The sequence below is a fragment of the Maricaulis sp. genome, from assembly GCF_034670125.1.
Taxonomy (GTDB): Bacteria; Pseudomonadota; Alphaproteobacteria; order Caulobacterales; family Maricaulaceae; genus Maricaulis.
In genome coordinates this window covers 23,734-43,255 of the sequence record NZ_JAXMOC010000006.1, presented here as the reverse complement: position 1 = coordinate 43,255, position 19,522 = coordinate 23,734, and the positions used below count along the sequence as shown (strand labels likewise).

Annotated in this window: 17 protein-coding genes; 15 read left to right on the top strand and 2 right to left on the bottom strand. The window is 62.8% G+C overall.

Annotated features, from left to right (window positions below; genetic code table 11):
* Positions 1–119 precede the first annotated feature (119 nt).
* The 6 genes from VOI18_RS11875 to VOI18_RS11850 all read left to right on the top strand — a co-directional run bounded on the left by VOI18_RS11875 (position 120) and on the right by VOI18_RS11850 (position 6,341).
* Positions 120–1,124: a hypothetical protein gene (locus VOI18_RS11875; RefSeq protein ID WP_323762633.1), complete on the top strand. Its 1,005-nt coding sequence runs from the start codon at positions 120–122 to the stop codon at positions 1,122–1,124.
* A complete protein-coding gene (locus tag VOI18_RS11870; RefSeq protein WP_323762632.1) occupies positions 1,121–2,443 on the top strand; it encodes a hypothetical protein in 1,323 nt (440 codons plus the stop codon). Before VOI18_RS11875 ends, VOI18_RS11870 begins: the two co-directional genes overlap by 4 nt.
* Positions 2,444–2,504: 61 nt before the next feature.
* Complete coding sequence (locus tag VOI18_RS11865; RefSeq protein ID WP_323762631.1) at positions 2,505–3,998, top strand: NAD(P)/FAD-dependent oxidoreductase; 1,494 nt, start codon at positions 2,505–2,507, stop codon at positions 3,996–3,998.
* A complete protein-coding gene (locus VOI18_RS11860; protein ID WP_323762630.1) occupies positions 3,995–4,828 on the top strand; it encodes an SDR family NAD(P)-dependent oxidoreductase in 834 nt (277 codons plus the stop codon). The genes VOI18_RS11865 and VOI18_RS11860 overlap by 4 nt, the downstream gene beginning before the upstream one ends.
* 9 nt (positions 4,829–4,837) lie before the next feature.
* On the top strand, positions 4,838–5,812 hold the full coding sequence (locus tag VOI18_RS11855; protein WP_323762629.1) for an alpha/beta hydrolase: 975 nt from the start codon (positions 4,838–4,840) through the stop codon (positions 5,810–5,812).
* 106 nt (positions 5,813–5,918) lie between these two features.
* Positions 5,919–6,341: a hypothetical protein gene (locus VOI18_RS11850; protein WP_323762628.1), complete on the top strand. Its 423-nt coding sequence runs from the start codon at positions 5,919–5,921 to the stop codon at positions 6,339–6,341.
* Positions 6,342–6,361: 20 nt separating this feature from the next.
* Here the strand turns inward: VOI18_RS11850 and VOI18_RS11845 are convergent, their stop codons facing one another.
* On the bottom strand, positions 6,362–9,802 hold the full coding sequence (locus VOI18_RS11845; protein WP_323762627.1) for a pyruvate carboxylase: 3,441 nt from the start codon (positions 9,800–9,802) through the stop codon (positions 6,362–6,364).
* 319 nt (positions 9,803–10,121) lie between these two features.
* On the opposite strand from VOI18_RS11845, the gene VOI18_RS11840 reads away from it, so the two are divergent.
* From VOI18_RS11840 to VOI18_RS11810, 7 genes are all read left to right on the top strand, one after another.
* The gene (locus tag VOI18_RS11840; protein WP_323762626.1) at positions 10,122–10,508 is read left to right on the top strand and encodes a helix-turn-helix transcriptional regulator; all 387 of its coding nucleotides are present in this window, start codon (positions 10,122–10,124) and stop codon (positions 10,506–10,508) included.
* A complete protein-coding gene (locus VOI18_RS11835; protein ID WP_323762625.1) occupies positions 10,505–11,095 on the top strand; it encodes an SRPBCC domain-containing protein in 591 nt (196 codons plus the stop codon). Before VOI18_RS11840 ends, VOI18_RS11835 begins: the two co-directional genes overlap by 4 nt.
* Before the next feature lie 2 nt (positions 11,096–11,097).
* Entirely contained in the window at positions 11,098–11,667 is a 570-nt protein-coding gene (locus tag VOI18_RS11830) for a DUF4287 domain-containing protein (RefSeq protein WP_323762624.1), read from the top strand.
* A 51-nt stretch (positions 11,668–11,718) separates the two neighbouring features.
* A complete protein-coding gene (locus tag VOI18_RS11825; RefSeq protein ID WP_323762623.1) occupies positions 11,719–11,889 on the top strand; it encodes a hypothetical protein in 171 nt (56 codons plus the stop codon).
* Between the two features lie 86 nt (positions 11,890–11,975).
* A complete protein-coding gene (locus tag VOI18_RS11820; RefSeq protein ID WP_323762622.1) occupies positions 11,976–13,247 on the top strand; it encodes a threonine ammonia-lyase in 1,272 nt (423 codons plus the stop codon).
* A 90-nt stretch (positions 13,248–13,337) separates the two neighbouring features.
* Positions 13,338–13,991: a fructose-6-phosphate aldolase gene (gene fsa, locus VOI18_RS11815; protein ID WP_323762621.1), complete on the top strand. Its 654-nt coding sequence runs from the start codon at positions 13,338–13,340 to the stop codon at positions 13,989–13,991.
* A 204-nt stretch (positions 13,992–14,195) separates the two neighbouring features.
* Positions 14,196–14,633 carry a hypothetical protein gene (locus VOI18_RS11810; RefSeq protein ID WP_323762620.1) on the top strand — a complete coding sequence of 146 codons (438 nt, stop codon included), beginning with the start codon at positions 14,196–14,198 and terminating at the stop codon, positions 14,631–14,633.
* Between the two features lie 1,189 nt (positions 14,634–15,822).
* On the opposite strand, the gene VOI18_RS11805 is transcribed toward VOI18_RS11810, so the two are convergent.
* The gene (locus VOI18_RS11805; protein ID WP_323762619.1) at positions 15,823–16,896 is read right to left on the bottom strand and encodes a DUF2855 family protein; all 1,074 of its coding nucleotides are present in this window, start codon (positions 16,894–16,896) and stop codon (positions 15,823–15,825) included.
* A gap of 202 nt (positions 16,897–17,098) precedes the next feature.
* On the opposite strand from VOI18_RS11805, the gene ccoN reads away from it, so the two are divergent.
* A complete protein-coding gene (gene ccoN, locus VOI18_RS11800) occupies positions 17,099–18,751 on the top strand; it encodes a cytochrome-c oxidase, cbb3-type subunit I (protein ID WP_323762618.1) in 1,653 nt (550 codons plus the stop codon).
* A gap of 9 nt (positions 18,752–18,760) precedes the next feature.
* Positions 18,761–19,519, top strand: a complete 759-nt coding sequence (gene ccoO, locus VOI18_RS11795; protein WP_323762617.1) for a cytochrome-c oxidase, cbb3-type subunit II — start codon at positions 18,761–18,763, stop codon at positions 19,517–19,519.
* The last annotated feature ends 3 nt before the right edge of the window (positions 19,520–19,522 follow it).

Here is a 19,522-nt window from a genome sequence, read left to right as displayed (position 1 = left end):
AGGATTTCGCAAAAATCGACCCTTGGGTATGTATTCAGTCCATGCGTTTTGTGGCGGCGGGCATGGTTGGGCGTCAGCCGACTGTTTCCGCGGGCCGGGCGCGGATGTAGAAGTTTCGCATGCGCGCCATGCCCCCCTCCGACCGCTTGCCTTTCAATGCCCGTATGGTGCGCGCTGTCTGCCGGACCCGGGGTTGGCGTTTTCTGGATCTGGATGGCGGTGAGGGCTATCTGTTTGCTGTCGAGGCTGACGGGCGGCGGGTACACTGTGGTGCCGGCGCCATTTGTGCCTATCCGGGCAATCCCGCCACTGCCTATACAATTGCGCGTGACAAGGCCTTCACCACCGCACTGCTGGGCGAAGCCGGGTTGCCGCATGTCCCCACATCGCTTTACTTCCTCGAGACGGCGCGGGCCCATTTGCGGGCCCCCGGCCGCGAGCGCGCGGACCTGGAGCAATGGGGCAGCACGGCGTGCTACCCCGTCTTCGCCAAGCCCAATCGCGGTGCCCATGGCGACTTCGCCGAATTGATCCGCGACCAGGGCGCGTTGCACGACTATCTCGACCGGGTCGCCCGGTTCCATGACCAGATCGTAGTCCAGCCGTTTGTGGATGCGCCGGAATTTCGGGTTCTCGTCGTCGCGGGGGTGGCCCGGTTCCAGTATGGCAAGGCGCCGGGCGGCCTAGCGGGTGACGGGCGGTCCAGTTGGCAACGCCTGTTCGAGCGACTCAATGGCCGGCTGGCAAACGACGCGCTGAGCCCGGTCACCGCGGCCGATTTCGCGGCCTGCCTGGAGGCCGCCGGCGTTCGCGCCGCCGACAGGTCGACTCCGGGTACCCGTCTGCCCCTGGGCGGGCGCGGCAATATTGCCGCCGGCGGGCAGGTCGACGGTTTTACCACCACGGTGTCGCCCCCGCTCGCCGATCTGGCCGTGGCCGCGACAGCCGCTTTGGGCCTGCAGGTGGCGGGCGTTGACCTGTTCGCGCCGGCTGGTGGTGTCCCGGTCGTACTGGAGGTAAATGCCAATCCGGGTTTCCAGTCGCTCGAGACTTTGGGTGAAGTCGAGCTGGCGCAAGCCTTGTGGGCCGACATTCTGACGCGCGCGCTGGAGGCCCGGCGATGAAGGCAAGTACGCTGGACCTGCCGCGCTTCGGCGCGGGTGTCGGGCTGGCCCGTACTGCCGCGATAGCTGACCGGCTGGGCCTCGACCTGGCGGCCATGGGGCGCCGGGCGGTCGTGATCGTCGGTAGCAATGGCAAGGGCAGTGTTGCCCGGATGCTGAGCGCCCTGTTTCGGGGCGCGGGTGAGCGGACGGGCCTGTTCACATCCCCGCACCTTCACGCCTTCAATGAGCGCTTCGAGCTGGATGGCGAGCGGATCGGTGATGCGGTCCTGTCCGACCTGGAGAGGCGAGTCGGCGCCGCGATCCGCGCCCATCTCGCCGCCCATCCGGGCGATCAGGCGTGCGCCTTCGAAGCCGGCTTCCTGACCGCCCTGCTGTGGTTTGAACAGGCTGGCGCCGAACGCTTGGTCATGGAAGCCGGCATTGGCGGACGATATGACCCGACCCGGTTGCTGCAGGCGCCGGCCGTGGCGATGGTGAGCCTTGACCGCGAGCACATGCCCTTGCTGGGAACCAGCTTGCGGGAGGTGGCTCTGGACAAGCTGGATGTGGCGGCGCCCGGTGCCGGCGTGGTGATCGGGCGCAGTTTCCAGAGCGAGCGGCCGTCACTGGCGCTGATGGCCGGCCTCAAGCCGGTTCGTGCGGTCTGGGCAAGCGATGTCCTTGGCCCATCGGTCAGCCATGACACCATCACCGGTCACCGTATCCGGCTGAACCATCGAGTGCATGGCCCGATAGACGTCACCACGTCGATGCATGGGCGTTTTCAGGCCGACAATCTGGAGATCGCGCTGGAGGTGTTCGCCCAGGTCCGGCCCGACCTGTTTGCGGGCGGTTGGCCGGACCTGGTCGTCGACGCGCTGGCCAATTGCGGTAATCCGGCGCGAATGGAAATCCTGTCCGCGGGGACCGGCAGCGGCGGTGCCGGGGAGGCGGAGCTGATCATCGATGCGGGTCACACGCCGGCCGGCCTGGCGGAAGCCGTCTCCGGTGTAATGACCCTGCTGCACGGTCGCCCGGCGAGATTGTTGCTGGCCATATCGGCGGACAAGCCTGTTGATGCGATGCTTGAGCAACTCACCCCGACCTTCGACGAGGTGATCGTGTCGACCTTGCCGGGCGGGGTGCCGGCGCCGGTGCTCGCAGCGATGTACGGTCAGCGCAATCCTCAAGCCCGGCTACAGGTCGCTTCGACCGCCGAGGCGGCGATTGAATTGGCCCGGGCATCCAACGACGGTCGGGTGCGGGTCGGGCTGGGCGGACTGTTCTGGGCAGCGGCGCTTCGGTCGGCCTGGCTGGCGGCGCGCCAAGACGCTTGAAACGGCTGGCAAACGGTGTTCACTTTTCTTACACTGCCGAAGACACGGTATGGGAGCAGACATGTCCGCGAATGAATTCGATGTCCTGATTGTCGGCGCCGGCCTGTCGGGTATTGGCGCCGCCTATCACTTGCAGACACGGTGCCCCGGCCGCAGTTATGCGATCCTGGAGTCGCGGGATGCCATTGGCGGGACATGGGACCTGTTTCGCTATCCCGGTATCCGTTCGGACAGTGACATGTACACGTTCGGCTATGCCTTCCGGCCGTGGACCGGCGGCAAGGCCTTCGCCGACGGGCCGGCCATTCGCCAATACGTGACTGATACCGCCAGCGAAAACGGGATCGACAGGCATATCCGCTTCGGTCATCGCGTTGTTGCGGCCGACTGGAACAGCGCGATTGCGAGGTGGCAGGTCACCGCCGTTGACGGCGAAGGACAGGAAAAGGTCTTCAGTGTCCGCTTCCTGATGATGTGTTCGGGCTATTACCGTTATGATCAGGGATACCTCCCCGAATTCGCCGGTTATAACGACTTCAGGGGCGAGATTGTTCATCCGCAATTATGGGATCGCGAACTCGACCATGCCGGCAAACGGGTGGTGATCATCGGTTCCGGCGCGACCGCAGTGACCCTGGTGCCGGCGATGGCGGAAACCGCATCCCACGTCACCATGCTGCAAAGATCGCCGACCTATATCGCCGCGCGCCCTTCGGTCGATGGCGTGGCTGAAGCCTTGCGCAAAGCCCTGCCGGCCAAGCTGGCCTACCTGCTGTCGCGGATCAAGAATATCGGTCTGGCCATCTATATCTACCAGATATCCAAGCGCTGGCCGAATTTCGTCAAGAAGGCGGTGATCAAGGCGGTTCGGGACGAGTTGGGCGAGGGCTTTGATGTCGAGACCCATTTCACGCCAAGCTATAACCCTTGGGACCAGCGCTTCTGCCTGGCACCGGATGGCGATTTCTTTCAGGTGTTGAAGTCCGGCAAGGCAGACATCGTCACGGATCACATCGAGTGCTTCACCACGACCGGCATTCAACTGAAGTCCGGCGCAACACTGGACGCCGACATCATCGTTCCGGCGACCGGGCTGGAGATGCAGCTGGCCGGCGGGGCGCAAATCTCGCGCGACGGAGCAGTCGTCGATCCGGCTGATCTCTACACCTATCGCGGTATGATGTTGGGCGATGTGCCCAATTTTGCGCTCGCATTCGGGTACACCAACGCGTCCTGGACCCTGAAGGTCGACCTGACCTGCGAACGCGTCTGCCGCATGCTCAATCACATGGAAAAGACCGGAACCGATATCGCCATTCCGCAGGTGCCGGATGACATCAAGCCCGAGCCCTTGCTCGATTTCTCGTCCGGCTATGTTCAGCGGGCCCTCGCGCATTTACCCAAACAGGGCGACCGGGCGCCGTGGAAGACCTATCAGAACTATGTCCAGGACATGCTCACGATCCGCTTCGGCAAGCTTGAGGATGGCTATATGACGTTCTCCAAAGCCCCTGACTCGGTCGGTCAGCCGGCAACCCGGGAAGCGGCGGAATGAGCAGCCGTTTTGACTATTCCGGCCGCACGGCGTTGATCACCGGCGCCGCCAGCGGGATTGGCGCGGCGCTGGCGGCGGGACTGGCTGCACGCGGGGCCGGTCTCATCCTGGTCGACGTCAATGCCGACGGACTTGAAACCGTCGCGGCGCCTTTGCGGGCGGACGGCTGTACGGTCTCGACCTTCGTGGCCGACATGGCCGATGCCGCGGCCATTGCCCGGCTGGCAAAGGATGTCGACGCGAATGGTACACCGGTCCACCTGCTCTTCAACAATGCCGGGATCGCGCTGGGCGGGATGTTCGAGGACGTCGACATGGCCGATTTTGAACGCCTGCTGGACATCAATCTTTATGGTGTCATCCGGATGACGCGGGCCTTCCTGCCCAAGCTGCGTGCCGTTGATGAAGCCCATATCGTCAATATTTCCAGCATCTTCGGTATTGTCGCGCCGGCCGGTCAGGCCGCCTATTCGACGGCCAAGTTTGGCGTGAAGGGGTTTTCCAATGCCTTGCGGCATGAGCTAGCTGGATCGTCGATCGGGGTGACGACAGTCCATCCGGGCGGGATCGCAACCCAAATTGCGGCCAGCGCAAAATCGCCACCGGGTGCGTCTCCCGAGGAAATGGAAGCAGCCCGGAAGCAGACCCAGCGCCTGCTGGTCATGCCGCCAGCCGAAGCGGCGCGGATCATCCTTGACGGCGTTGCCCGCCGGAAGCCTCGCATACTTGTCGGCCGGGATGCACACACCATGATGTGGATCGAACGGATTTTCCCGACCCGCTACTGGTCGCTCATGCAAAAAATGGTTGGTGCCAAGCGCGCCTCCTAGGGGATTGCCATGTTTGAAACTCTGATCGGTGTGATCACCGGGATCGTCGTCACCAGCTTGCTGGTACTGGTCATCGCCCTCGTCATCGCCTGGCGCTTCAGCCACATGGTGGCGAAGAAGGCGTCGGCCGCCCTGCCGCCGAGGGGCCGCTTCACCGAGGTGTCGGGCGGGCGCCTGCACTGGGTCGAAAAGGGCGAGGGGCAGCCGGTCGTGATGATCCACGGGCTGGGCGGCAACCACCATAATTTCGCCTACGCCATGACCGAGCGCCTCGCCGCTGCCGGCTATCGCGCCATCGCGGTCGATCGTCCCGGTTGCGGCTGGTCCGAGCGTGACAGCGACGAGCAGGCCCGAATCCCGCAGCAGGCCCGCATGATCGCCGAGATGCTGGAAAAGGAAGGCATCGAAAAGCCGCTGCTGGTCGGCCATTCGCTGGGCGGTGCGGTGTCGCTGGCACTGGCCGTCAATCATCCAGAGCGCGTTGGCGGGCTGGCTCTTGTGTCCGCGCTGGTCACTCCACCGGATGCGCCCTCCGAGGCCTTTGCCGGGATTGATGTCGCCAATCCGGCCATGCGCCGCTTCATCGCGGAGACTGTGGCCATTCCGATGTCGATCCGCAATGGCGCCAAAACGCTGGCTATCATCTTCGGTCCGGACCCGGCACCGGATGACTTCCGGGTCCGCGGTGGTGGCCTGCTCTCCATGCGTCCAGACGCCTTTTACGCTGCGGCCACTGACCTCACCGCCGTGGGCAGGGACATGCACCTCATCACCGCGCGGATCGGCGAGATCAAGGTCCCGGTCGGGATGTTCTACGGGATGGCGGATCGTATTCTGTCGGCTCCGGAACAGATCGACGCACTCACCGCCGCACTCCCCGATGCCGATGTCGAAACCATGGACGATCGGGGCCATATGCCGCCGGTGATCGAGCCGGAGCGACTTGAAGATTTCGTTGTGCGTATGGCCGGCAAGGTCTTCTGATCTGCCTCTTGGTTGCATTTTGTGACTGATTTTGGTTTGATTGGCCTCGCTGAAGCAAGGCAGATTCATGCGGTATCAGGCAGGATTGAGCTTTCAAAAGGGAACGATGGCCGCGGCCGTATTGGGCTGTGGGCTCTGGTTTCGTGGCCTTTGGGCGCTTCAGCTCTTTCTGGTCCTGTTGGCCTATCGACTGGGCGTTCCCGGCACCGATTTCGTACAGGGGTTTCTTGCCGAGTTCATCGACAGCATTCGGCCGGTGTTTTTCGGGTTCTGGCTCACCTACGTCGCGGGATACCTGGTCGCGGCCTCCCTCTACCCCTCACGACCGGTCGCCGCATGCGCCGTCTATTTTCTTGCGGGCCTGCTCGATTTCGCACTGTGGCTATCGGCCTCGATGTTCGTCTCCTATGAGTTCATTCTGGAAGGCTGGGCGATCGCGCTCGATATCGGCTTCAATCTTCTTGATCTGGCGTTGTTCGCCGCGCTCCTGACTGCAGCGGTGCGACGGGCCGAGCATCCTCGGGGCTGACGCTCACCGAGCCGCGGCTTTCACTCCACCACGGCCAGCAGATCCTTGGCGTCGACTTGCGCCCCGGCGCTGATCGGCAGGCGCTTGACGGTCCCGGCATGCGGGGCGGTGATCGATGTTTCCATTTTCATCGCTTCAAGCGTCATCAGCAGGGTGCCGGCCTTGATGGTGTCGCCCTCCTTGGCGGCGACGGTGGCGATCAGGCCGGGCATCGGTGCGGGAATGTGGGCGGTATTGGCCATGTCGGCCTTTTCATTGGCGATGACGGTTGAGGCGACCGATTTGTCATCGATGCGGACCACGCGCGGCTGGCCGTTGAGCTCGAAGAAGACCTCGCGCAGACCGGCATCATTGGGCTCGCCGATGGCCATCAGGCGGATGTTGAGTGCCTTGCCGGGATCGATCTCGACCGAGATCTCCTCACCCGGTTCCATCCCGTAGAAAAAGACGGGAGTCGGCAGGCGATCGACCCGCCCGAACTCGCGGCGGTGATCCTCATAGTCCGCGAACACTTTCGGATACATGATCGCCGAGCAGACATCATTGTCATTGATCTCGCGTTCGCCATGGCCCTTGATCGTCGCCCGGATGGCGTCGAAATCGACCGGTTCCAGATGTTGGCCGGGACGGTCGGTGCGCGGTTTCTCGCCTTTCAGGGCCTTGGCCTGCAAGGCCGGCGGCCAGCCACCCGGCGGTTGACCGAGATCACCGCGCAACAAGCCGATCACGCTTTCCGGGAAATTGATCTCGGTGTCGGGATCGCACACGTCTTCCGGCGTCAGGCCGGACGACACCATGTAGAGCGCCATGTCGCCGACGACCTTGGAGGAGGGCGTCACCTTGACGATATCGCCGAACATCATGTTCACGGAGGCATACATCTTGGCGACTTCATGCCAGCGTTCGGCCAGCCCCATTGAGCGGGCCTGTTCCTTGAGATTGGTGAACTGGCCGCCCGGCATTTCGTGCAGATAGACCTCCGACGCGCCGGCCCGCAGGTCCGGCTCGAAAGCGGCATATTGCGTGCGCACGTCTTCCCAATAGTCCGAGAAGCGACGGATCACCGCCGGGTCCAGTCCGGTGGCGCGATCAGTATCGCCCAGCGCCGTGACGATGGAGCCGAGATTGGGCTGTGAGGTCAGCCCGGAAAAACTGTCCATGGCCGCATCGACGGCGTCGGCACCGGCTTCGCACGCTGCCAGCACGGTCGCGGCGGCGATGCCGGACGTGTCGTGGGTGTGATAGTGCACCGGCAGGCCGGTCTCGTGCTTGATGGCGCTGACCAGGGTGCGGATCTGGGCCGGACGGCACAGGCCGGCCATGTCCTTGATGCCGATGATGTGGGCGCCGGCGGATTTCAGCTCGCGGGCCAGGCCGAGATAATAGTCGAGCTGGTATTTCGGCCGCTCGGCATGACCCAGATCGCCGGTATAGCAGATCGCCGCTTCGCACAGACGGTCGGTCTTGAGCACCGACTCCATCGCGACTTTCATGTTCTCGGCCCAGTTGAGGCTGTCGAACACGCGGAAGACGTCGATGCCGGTCTCGGCGGCCTGTTTGACGAAGAGGTCGACGGCATTGTCGGGATAATTGGTGTAGCCGACGGCGTTGGAGGCGCGCAGCAGCATCTGGAGCATGACATTGGGCATGCGCTGGCGCAGATCGGCGAGACGGTCCCAGCTGTCCTCCTTGAGGAAGCGCAGGGCGACATCAAAGGTCGCACCGCCCCAGCACTCGACCGAGAAGAGATCGGACAGGTGTTCGGCATAGGCTTCCGACACCTGCACCATGTCGTGCGAGCGCATGCGGGTGGCCAGCAGCGACTGATGGCCATCGCGCATGGTGGTGTCAGTGATCAGCACGCGCTTTTGCGCCAGCATCCAGTCGCGAAAGCCCTCCGGGCCCAGCTGGTCGAGCAATTGCTTGGTGCCATCGGGCGCCTTGCCGGAGCTGGGCGGCGGTACTGGCGTAACGGCATGGCTGGGCGGCAGGGGGCGGCCGGCGACTTCCGGATTGCCGTTGACCGAGACGTCGGCGATGAAGCCGAGCAGGCGGGTCGCGCGGTCGCGGCGCTTGGGGAAATCGAACAGGGCCGGCGTGGTGTCGATGAAGCGGGTGGTTATATTGCCCGACACGAAGTCCGGGTGATTGATGACGTTTTCCAGGAAGGCGATATTGGTCGAGACGCCGCGAATGCGAAACTCGCGCAGGGCCCGGTCCATCCGGCGGACGGCTTCTTCCGGTGTCGCCGCCCAGGCCGTGACCTTTTCCAGCAGGCTGTCGAAATAGCGGGTGATCACGGCGCCGGAATAGGCGGTGCCGCCGTCCAGTCGGATGCCGAAACCGGTGGCGCCGCGATAGGCGGTGATACGGCCATAATCCGGGGTGAAATTGTTCTGCGGATCTTCCGTGGTAACCCGGCATTGCAGGGCGTGGCCGTGCAGGGTGATCTTGGACTGTTCCGGTACGCCGGTCTCGGACTCGATACCGATATGGCCGCCGCGGGCGATCTGGATCTGGGCGCGGACAATGTCGATCCCGGTCACTTCTTCGGTCACGGTGTGCTCGACCTGGACGCGAGGATTGACCTCGATGAAGTAGAATTTGCCGGTCTCGGAATCGAGCAGGAATTCCACCGTTCCGGCCCCGCAATAACCGGCATGCCGGACCAGGCGCAGGGCGGCGTCGCAGATGGCGGAGCGGGTCTCCTCACCCATATCCGGCGCCGGCGCGCGTTCGACGACTTTCTGGTTGCGGCGCTGGACGGTGCAGTCGCGCTCGAAGAGGTGGACCAGATTGCCGTGGCTGTCGCCGAGGATCTGGACCTCGATATGGCGCGCCCTTCGGATCAGTTTTTCCAGATAGACCTCGCCATTGCCGAAAGCGGCTTCGGCCTCGCGGCGTCCGGCTTCGGCCTGGGCGTGCAGCTCGCTGGCATCCTCGATCACCCGCATGCCGCGACCACCGCCGCCCCAGCTGGCCTTGAGCATCAGCGGATAGCCGACCTTGTCGGCCATCGCGGCCCAGTCATCCGACGCGTCGGGCAGGGGACCGGTCGCGGGAACCACCGGCACCACGGCCTCGACCGCCATATTGCGGGCGGCGACCTTGTTGCCGAGGGACTTCATGACGTCCGGCGAGGGGCCGATGAAGGTCAGGCCGGCGGCCGCGCAGGCCTCGGCGAAATCGGGATTTTCCGACAGGAAGCCATAGCCGGGATGGATCAGGGTCGCGCCGCACTTCTTGGCGATGGCGATGATGCCGTCAATGTCGAGATAGGCTTTGACCGGACCGAGGCCGGCGCCAACCCGATAGCTTTCATCGGCCTTGAAGCGGTGCAGCGCCAGCTTGTCCTCTTCGGCATAGATCGCGACCGTGCGCAGGCCCAGCTCGGTGGCGGCGCGCATGATGCGGATGGCGATTTCACTGCGATTGGCGACGAGGAGTTTTTCGGTGGGCAAATGAGGTCTCCGGATGATGTCGGGCTGTGGAGGGGGCTGGTAACGGTATCATAATGCGCGCTTCAGGGTTGGATGAAAGCGAAATGTTGCGCTGCAAGACAAATATGTCGGGCGCGGCGCTCCGGTCGCTGTGGCCAGGGTTGAACCCGGGCTCATGCTCACACCGTGACACACGATCTGGCGGCTGGCGGCGGCGACTTTTTGCGCAGCGGGACAGGTAATGATTACGGTATGTTTGATCGAGATCAAAGCCATTCTCTATCAGGGCTTGTCACGCCTCGCTCAAACATGTAATCAATTTGTTACATGAGGTGAAGCGATGATGTCTCCGGACGCCATGGATGCAGTCTTTCAGGCGCTCGCCAGCGCGACGCGGCGGGAGATGCTGGATATTGTCCGCAATGATCCGGGCTGTTCGGTTGGTGAAGTGGCCCGCAATTTCGATGTCAGCCGGGTGGCCGTGATGCGGCATCTGTCTGTGCTCGAGGAGGCCGGGCTGATCATTTCCGACAAGCGCGGGCGTACGCGCCACCTCTACATGAATGTGGTGCCGATCCAGATGATCCATGATCGCTGGTCGAGTGAATACTCAGCCCTCTGGGCGGGCCGCATGCTGGATATCAAATACCTCGCCGAACAGCGCCGCGCGGGCGGTGATGGTGGCGGGGAGGACGATCATGCTCGGGAAAAGGGGGAGCAATCATGAGTGAACCAGTCGCCAAACACCTGACCGGAGAGATCCGGACATCGATGTACCGGGTCATCATCAAGGCCAGTATCGACCAGGTCTGGTCGGAGCTGATCCGGTCGGATCGACCCTTGCCCTTCTTCTTCAATGGCCAATACGACACGCCGGGCCTCCAGGACGGGGCCGCCTTCGCGATGCGCACACCGGATGGCAAGCACACGCTGGTCATGGGCAAGGTGATCGAATTTGAACCGCCGCATCGCTACGCCCACACGTTCCGCTTCACCACCTCGGATGATCCGGTGTCGATCGTGCGCTACGCCCTTAAGGAGGTCGAGGGCGGGGTCGAGTTCACGTTGATCAATGAGCATTCGGCGGCCGACGAGGTCTCCAAGTCGGAAAAGCAGATGGCGCAGGGTGCAAAATTCATCTGTGAGAACCTCAAGGCGCTGGTCGAAACCGGCAAGGCCACGACGGGAGGGCGCATGATGCTGTTCATGTTTTCCTTGATGGCCCCGATGACTCCCAAGTCCGCCCTGTCGAGCAACTGGCCGCTCGAGCGTGCGCCTGGGCTCGACGACATCCGCATGACAGAGGAGGCCTGATCATGGCCGCATCCCCGGAAGACATGGCCCGCACCATGATCGCCAACATGCCGGAAAAGACTGGCAAGTCGCTGGACGAATGGGTGGCAATCCTCAAGGCCAGCGGTCTGGAAAAGCATGGCGAGATGGTCAAGCTGCTCAAGAGCGAGCACGGCATGACCCATGGCTTTGCCAATCTGGTGGCGCATGAGGTGAAGAGCGGGGTCGTCTCGGCCCCGGCTGCCGCCACGGATCTGGTCGAAGCGCAATATGCCGGCGGCAAGGCCGGGCTGCGCCCGATCCATGACGCCCTGATCTCCGCCGCGACCGGCTTTGGCAGTGATGTCGAGCTGGCTCCCAAAAAGGCCTATGTCTCGCTGCGCCGGGCCAAGCAGTTCGGCCTGATCCAGCCCTCGACCAAGACGCGGGTCGATCTCGGCCTCAATCTCAAGGGCGTCGAGCCGGCCGGTCGGCTGGAGGCGTCGGGGTCGTTCAACGCGATGTGCACGCACCGGGTTCGCCTGGACGGACCGGCGGCGGTTGATGCGGAGGTGATCGGCTGGCTCCGACAGGCCTACGACGCTGCGGGTTAGGTCGGCCGCTTTGGTTTGTCTCTGGACAGATGTTTCGGGAGCAGGCATCGTGTGGGTGAAATTTTGTTGGAAAAGGGCGTCATGCGTCTGTTGTCAGCCAAAATCATGCAGGGTTCCGAAGCGGCGCTGTTGTGCGCGCCGCGTCTTGCCGTGTGCTGTCTTTCCATCATTTCGATTACCACCGTCATGGCGCCTTCAGGAGCGATGACAGCCACGACCTGACCCCTTTGACTTAGGTATCGTGCAGTTTCACCCCGCTCCTGGTCACAGGAGCGGGGTTTTTTCTGTGCGGTATTCCGGAGACCCCCATGTCGCTGACCGCCCGTTCGACTGACTACCTGCAAGACTGCCCACAGATGGAAGCCGCCGCGCTCGCCGCCGCTTTCGACCATGTCGATGCGCTGCGCCGGGACGGGTTTGGCGGCATTTTGCGCACGCCGATGATCGGATCGCCGATCCTGTCGGCGAGCGCGGGCTGCGACTTGCGGGTCAAGCTCGAGAACCTCCAGGTCACCGGTTCGTTCAAGGAGCGCGGCGCATTTGCCCGCATGGCTGCCCTCAGTCCGGATGAGCGCCGCCGCGGCGTGGTCGCGGCATCGGCCGGCAATCATGCGCAGGGTGTGGCACGCAGCGCGGCGGCCATGGGCATCGCGGCGCGGATCTACATGCCGATCGGAACGCCGACGGTGAAGATCAATGCCACGCGAGCGCTGGGAGCCGAGGTCGAACTGGCCGGAGAGGACTTTGATGCCGCCAAGGCGCTGGCCATCGCCGCCGCCGAAGGCCGTGGCGCCGTGTTCATTCATCCGTTTGATGACCCTGTCGTGCTGGCGGGGCAGGGCACGGTGGCGATGGAGATGCTGGAGGACGCGCCGGACCTGGACGTGCTGGTCTTTCCGGTTGGCGGTGGCGGGCTGGCGGCCGGAGCCGGGCTCGCTGCGCGGCGTATCAAGCCGGACATCGAATTGGTCGGTGTCCAGTCCGACCTCTTCCCGGCCTTCGCCAATATTTTTCGTAACACCGACCGACCGGTCGGCGGTTTCACCCTGGCAGAGGGGATCGCCGTGCGTGAACCGGGGCAACTGACCAGCGCCATCCTGAACGACCTGCTCGACGATGTGCTGCTGGTCGACGAGCGCCAGATCGAGCATGCGCTCAACCTTTTCATCGCGCAGATGCGGGTCCTGCCGGAAGGGGCAGGCGCTGTCGGTCTGGCAGCCGTGCTGGCCAACAAGGAACGCTTTGCCGGCAAGACGGTCGGCCTCGTCCTGTCCGGCGGCAATGTCGATACGCGGCTCTTGTCGTCCTTGCTGCTGCGCGATCTGGCCCGGTCGCGCCGCCTGGCCCGCTTTCGCATCGAGCTGGTCGACATTCCCGGACAATTGTCGGCCGTCTCGGAAATCATCTCGGCGGCCGGTGGCAATGTCACCGATGTCGCCTATCACAAGACCTTTTCCGACCTGCCGGCCAAGGTGACCTATATCGACATCTCGCTGGAGGCGCAGGACGGGGTCCATATGGACCGGATCCAGGCGGCGCTGCAGGCGGCCGGCTTCCGGGTCGAACTGGCGGGCTACTGAGTTGATCTGCCCACCGGGCTTTGAAATGTCACATCCGGCCGTTACCGGTAACGGCAAGCAAATACACTGACCGACCGCGAGGAGCGCATCATGAAATTCTTTGTCGACACGGCCGAAACCGCAGACATCGCCGAGCTGGCCGAAGCCGGTCTGGTCGATGGGGTCACCACCAACCCCTCCCTGATCGCCAAGTCCGGCCGCGACTTCCTCGAAGTGGTCAAGGAAATCTGCGATCTGGTCGAGGGCCCGGTCAGCGCCGAAGTCACCGCGCTCGATGCCCCGTCGATGATCGCCGAAGGCCAGAAGCTGGCCCGGCTGGCCGACAATGTCGTGGTCAAGCTGCCGCTGACCTTTGAGGGCCTCAAAGCCTGCCAGGCGCTCACCGCCGAGAATATCCAGACCAATGTGACGCTGTGCTTTTCCGCCAATCAGGGCCTGCTCGCTGCCAAGGCCGGAGCGACCTATGTCTCGCCCTTCATCGGCCGGCTCGATGATCTCGGCGTTGACGGCATGGAGCTGATCGCCAATCTGCGGATGATCTTCGACAATTACGCCTTCGACACCCAGATCCTGGCCGCCTCGATCCGCTCGGCCGACCACATCCAGCAATGCGCCCTGCTGGGCGCCGATGTCGCCACCGCCCCGCCCTCAGTCCTGAAAGGCCTGGTCAAGCACCAGCTAACCGACAAGGGCCTGGAAGCCTTCATGGCCGACTGGCAGAAGACGGGCCAGAGCATTCTCTAGCGGGGCTGTCAGGGGCGGGGCGGAGCGGCTTGTTTGGTCGCTTTGAGGGACAACGGTCTGAACCCAACCCGATCATTCCCGGTCCGAGGCGAAGTTATTTTTTCTTTCGGTTGTCGAGGGTGCCACAGCAGTAGTGAATAACTGGGGCATGAGCGATAGGCTTCCTGACTAAACTGGATCCATTCAAAAGCGGGAGGTGAATCCATGTTGAATTCGAATTCGATCATGACGTTGAGTTTTTGTGTTCATTTTGCATTCGCTCTTGTGGCGAATGTTTATAAATTTGAAATTGCGGGCCTGCTTCCTGTTTTTGTGCTGGTCGGTTTTTTGTCGTCACTTTCTTTGTCTGTTTCTGCATTACTCTCGTTTGGGACGGTGGGCCTGAAAAGTTACCTTCTTTCGCGGGGGAGGGTAGGCGAGGTGTCGATCACATCGCAATTCCTAATATCACTCTTCCTAACGGCCGGGATGATACTTTTTTTAGCCACGGGAGCGGTACCAATACGATGTGAGTTCAGGTATTTAGATGGTTGTTACAGTAACGGGATTTCGGAATTTGCGTGGGGCATGACGCTAGTCGGTCTTGTCACATTTCTCTTGTGGGTGGTTTTGGAGTGGTTACAACGCTTTCTGCGCAAGTGATGCATACTTCAAACGTTCTTGACACTCAATTTTGGCAAAAAAACACAGTCCTACACCAATCTTCGGCGCCCAGGCGCAGCCCTGTCCCTAAATCCCATGTCTGCCAGCGGGCCGTATCCGGTTCTTGAGGTCAAGGGCGGCGCAGCCGCCGCTTCGCGGTTGAAACCCTTGAGCTCAAGAACCGGATACGGCTTTCTTCCGGCAAGGGATTTATGGGCGGGCGTGCGCATTACGCCGGCTTTTAATCCCTCCAACACTTCACCACCGTCATCCCCCGGCTTGTCCGGGGGACCTCGTCCACCTGCTCGACGGGGAAGCGCAGGTCCCCCGGATCGCGGCGTTGCCGCGACCGTGGGATGACGCCGGTGTGGGTGCGAAGAGGCTGGAACCACGGCACACATCTTCGTCTCCGCACGCGCTTTCACGCCGAAGGGTGGGAGGGAGCGGGATGTCGGCGGACACCGGGGTGTCCTGTGGGTGGTCTGCGGTGTCCGTGATGTCCTCGACATCCCGCTCGCGAAGATTTCCCGGGCTGTCTCCACCCCGATTCCAATGCGTCAGGTAGATGGGGTCGGTCGTTTAGTGCCCCGCGACCTGGTCGCACGCCCTGCCGGAACATCGGGTTGTCACCCCCGACGCGCGGACAGGCTCCGCTCGTTTCCGGGCACAAGTGACTGAGCTCGTGCCTCCCGTCCCGAAAACCAAAGCCATTATCGCCTGGTAGCGATGGGTGGGGATAAGTTCACCTCTATCCCCGCCCCACACACCGTCATCCCGATGACAATCGGGACCCAGACTGCGACGCGAAGTGGTTGCCATTCTTGGTGAAATCCAGCTTGCGAGACTGGGTCCTGACCTTCGTCAGGATGACGGTTGATGGCAGGTTGTGCGGGGGATAAGTCGGCTCACACAGGTCCTTCCCCTTGATGGGGAAGGTGGGCCGAGGCGTAGCCTCGGACCGGATCGGGTGAAACGCGCCAGCGTTCCGGCACCGACGGCAGATCACCCACTCCGTCTCGCCGCTGCGCGGTGATCCACCTCGCCCATCAAGGGCGAGGACCTGTCAGGGAGGGCTTCCCCACAGCTTCCGGGACACATCCTTTCGCGTGCTTCGAGCGCAATCATCCATTGATCCCTTGTCAGAAAGCGGGCCGTATCCGGTTCTTGAGGTCAGGGGCGGCGCAGCCGATCAGACCTTGATGCTGATCCCGTCGCGCGGCTTGGCCTGACCGTCCAGCAGGGACTTGTAGACCGACAGCGCTCCCTCGCTTCCCGCTTCACTGCGGAAGTCGAAATAGCCCGGAGCCGCGTCGGCGAACTTGCGCCAGGCGGCCTTGTAGCGTTGCTGGAACGCTTCCGGTCCCCATTGCTTGATCAGGGTGCGCGCGGCGTCCGGCGCGAAGAAGAATTGCGGACGTGGCGGCGGCAGGTCGCTGGGTGGGGCGGATTGCTCCCAATGGGCACCGCCGACGCGGATATTGGCGGCGAGCTGGCCGGCGAGGCCGTCATGGAGCTTGCGGTTGAGGCCGGCATCGCCGGCAAAGTCGACGATCACGGCAGGGGCCGCAGGCGCCAGCTGGTCGAGCGCGTCATAGGTCGCGACTTCGTCATAGAGGCCGAGCCCGGCGACGAAGTCGGCATTGCCCTTCGACGTCAGGCCGATCGCCTGGCGGCCGCCGCCAGCCTTGAGCGCAAAGGCGAGGGCGATGGCGGTTTTGCTGGAGGCGCTGGTCAAAAGGACCGGTGCCTCGGTCAGGCCGTTGTCCGGATCGCGCAGGAAAAAATCGAGCAGCCAGGCGGTGATGAAGAGCGGCTGCAACACCATTTGCGCGGCCTCGCCCGCCGGTGACCAACCGGGATCGGCGGCGCAGCGGACATAATTGTTGTAGGCGGGGGCCAGCTCGGCGCGGTGCTGCGAGGTATCGACGAAATTGGCCGGCGTCACCTTGCCCGGGCGGACAATGAGTTCCGACGCGGCCGGGAAGTAGCCGTAGATCCGCTCGCCAACGGTGAGGCCGTCGACCCGGCTTTCGGCAATGTCGGCGAAGCCCCAGACCGGCAGGCGGCAGCGGCCATCGGCGCCCGGGAAGAAGTCCCAATAGCGCATCGCATCGCCAAAGGCGGCGTAGGTGATGTTGTTGGCGGTCAGCGCGAAACTGTCGACAGCGAGGCGGACTTCGCCGTCAGCGAGCGGGCGCGCCTCGTCCTCGACAATGCGGACGTCGGTGATTGTTTTACGGTCTATGGACAGGGCCCAGTTCATCGATCTCTCCCGTTGACGGTCATCTTTGCGACCTGAGGCGGGGAGACTTCACGGGTTCTTGCTGCGGATCAAGCGCGCAGGCATCCGGATGAGGTCACGCACGGGGGAACTGCACCGGAACCCGCCCGTGACAAATTGCCGTACACATTTTGTGGTGAATTGCGCTACACCCGGACGATAACGCGAATCGCCGGGGGCGCACATGAATTCCGCTCAAGGGCTGAGACGGGCCGGATCCGACCCGAACACAGCCATCGTACTTCTCATCACCATTCTGGGCGCCTTGTGGTCCCTTTTTGCGGCCGCTTACGCACCGGACGCGGCAATGAAAGGGCAGGCCTGGCTTCTGCTTGGCGGCTTCCTGACCGGTATCACCCTGTTGGTCGGTTCAATCGCCGGCGGCGGTGTCATCACCGATGAGCGCGAGTACAACGAGAACCTGATCAAGGCCGGCGTCATCGCGTCGATGTTCTGGGGCGTGGTGGGGCTGCTGGTCGGCGTCGTCATTGCCTTCCAGCTGGCCTTCCCGGTGCTCAACATCGAAGAATTCGGTTTCACCAGTTTCGGCCGCCTGCGGCCGCTGCATACCTCGGCGGTGATCTTTGCCTTCGGCGGCAATGTTCTGATTGCGACCTCCTTCTATGTGGTCCAGCGCACCTGCCGGACCCGGATCGCCGGCGGCATCTGGCCGTGGTTCGTGTTCTGGGGCTACCAGTTCTTCATCCTGATGGCCGCGTCCGGCTATGTGGTCGGCATCACCCAAGGCAAGGAATACGCCGAGCCTGAATGGTATGCCGATATCTGGCTGACGCTGGTCTGGGTGGTCTACCTGCTGGTCTTCCTGGGCACGCTGTGGAAGCGCAAGGAGCCGCATATCTATGTGGCCAACTGGTTCTACCTGGCCTTCATCGTCACCATTGCCGTCCTGCATGTGATCAACAATCTGTCGATGCCGGTCTCCTGGGTGGGGTCGCGCTCCTATTCGGCCTTTTCCGGCGTGCAGGATGCCCTGATCCAGTGGTGGTACGGCCACAATGCAGTCGGCTTCTTCCTGACGGCCGGCTTCCTCGGGATCATGTACTACTTCATCCCCAAGCGGGTGAACCGGCCGGTCTATTCCTACCGTCTCTCGATCATCCACTTCTGGTCGCTGATCTTCATCTACATCTGGGCCGGTCCGCACCATCTCCACTACACGGCCCTGCCTGAATGGGCGCAGACACTGGGCATGACCTTCTCGATCATGCTGTGGATGCCGTCCTGGGGCGGGATGATCAACGGTCTGATGACGCTCTCGGGCGCCTGGGACAAGCTGCGGACCGACCCTGTCGTGCGCATGCTCGTCATGTCCGTCGCCTTTTACGGCATGTCGACCTTCGAAGGCCCGGTGATGTCGATCCGCGCCGTCAACGCCTTGTCGCACTACACTGACTGGACTGTCGGCCACGTGCATTCGGGAGCGCTCGGCTGGGTCGGCTTCGTCTCCTTCGGGGCCATTTACTGCCTCGTTCCGTGGCTGTGGAAGCGCAAGGGCATGTTCTCCAAGGCCCTGATCGACTGGCACTTCTGGGTCGCGACGATCGGCATCCTGCTTTACATCACCTCGATGTGGGCGGCCGGCATCATGCAGGGCCTGATGTGGCGGGCCTATGACAGCCTCGGCTTCCTGGAATACTCCTTCGTGGAGACGGTCGAGGAGATGCATATCTCCTACATCATCCGGGCTGTCGGCGGGCTTCTCTTCCTCGCGGGTGCCCTCATCATGGCCTACAATGTCTATCGCACGATCAAGGGCGATGTGACCGAGGTCGATGAGGATGTCGTCGACCAACCTTCACTCCAGCCGGCGCAATAGGAGGTCCTCATGTCAGGGAAAAAATCTCTCTGGAGCGATCTTCACAAATCGCTCTTCGAAAAGAACTCGCTGATCCTGACGGTCGGGGTTCTGGTCACGGTCTCGATCGGTGGCATCGTCGAAATCGCGCCGCTCTTCTACCTCGACTCGACGATCGAGGAGGTCGACGGCATGCGGCCCTACACGCCGCTCGAGCAATTGGGACGCGACATCTACATTCGCGAGGGCTGCTATAACTGTCACTCGCAGATGGTCCGTCCGCTGCGCGATGAGGTCGAACGCTACGGCCATTACTCGCTGGCGGCCGAGAGCATGTATGACCACCCCTTCCAGTGGGGCTCGAAGCGAACCGGACCGGATCTGGCCCGCGTCGGCGGCAAGTATTCCGATGAATGGCATCGCGACCACATGCGGCAGCCGCAATCGGTGGTGCCGGAGTCGATCATGCCGGCCTATGGCTTCCTGGAGACCTCGGAGCTTGCCTTCGACAATGTCGAGGCCAACCTGCGCGCCTTGCGCACCGTTGGTGTGCCCTATGACGATGCGATGCTGGCAGCAGCGGTTTCGGACATCGAGACACAGCTTGACCCGTTTGCCGATGATTATGACGGCTTCCAGGCGCGTTATCCCGGCGCCGTGATGCGGGACTTTGACGGCAATCCGGATCAGGTGACCGAGCTCGATGCGCTCATCGCCTATCTGCAGGTCCTCGGCACCATGGTGGACTTCTCCACCTATGAAGCCGAAGCCGATGAAAATCTGAGGTAGGGC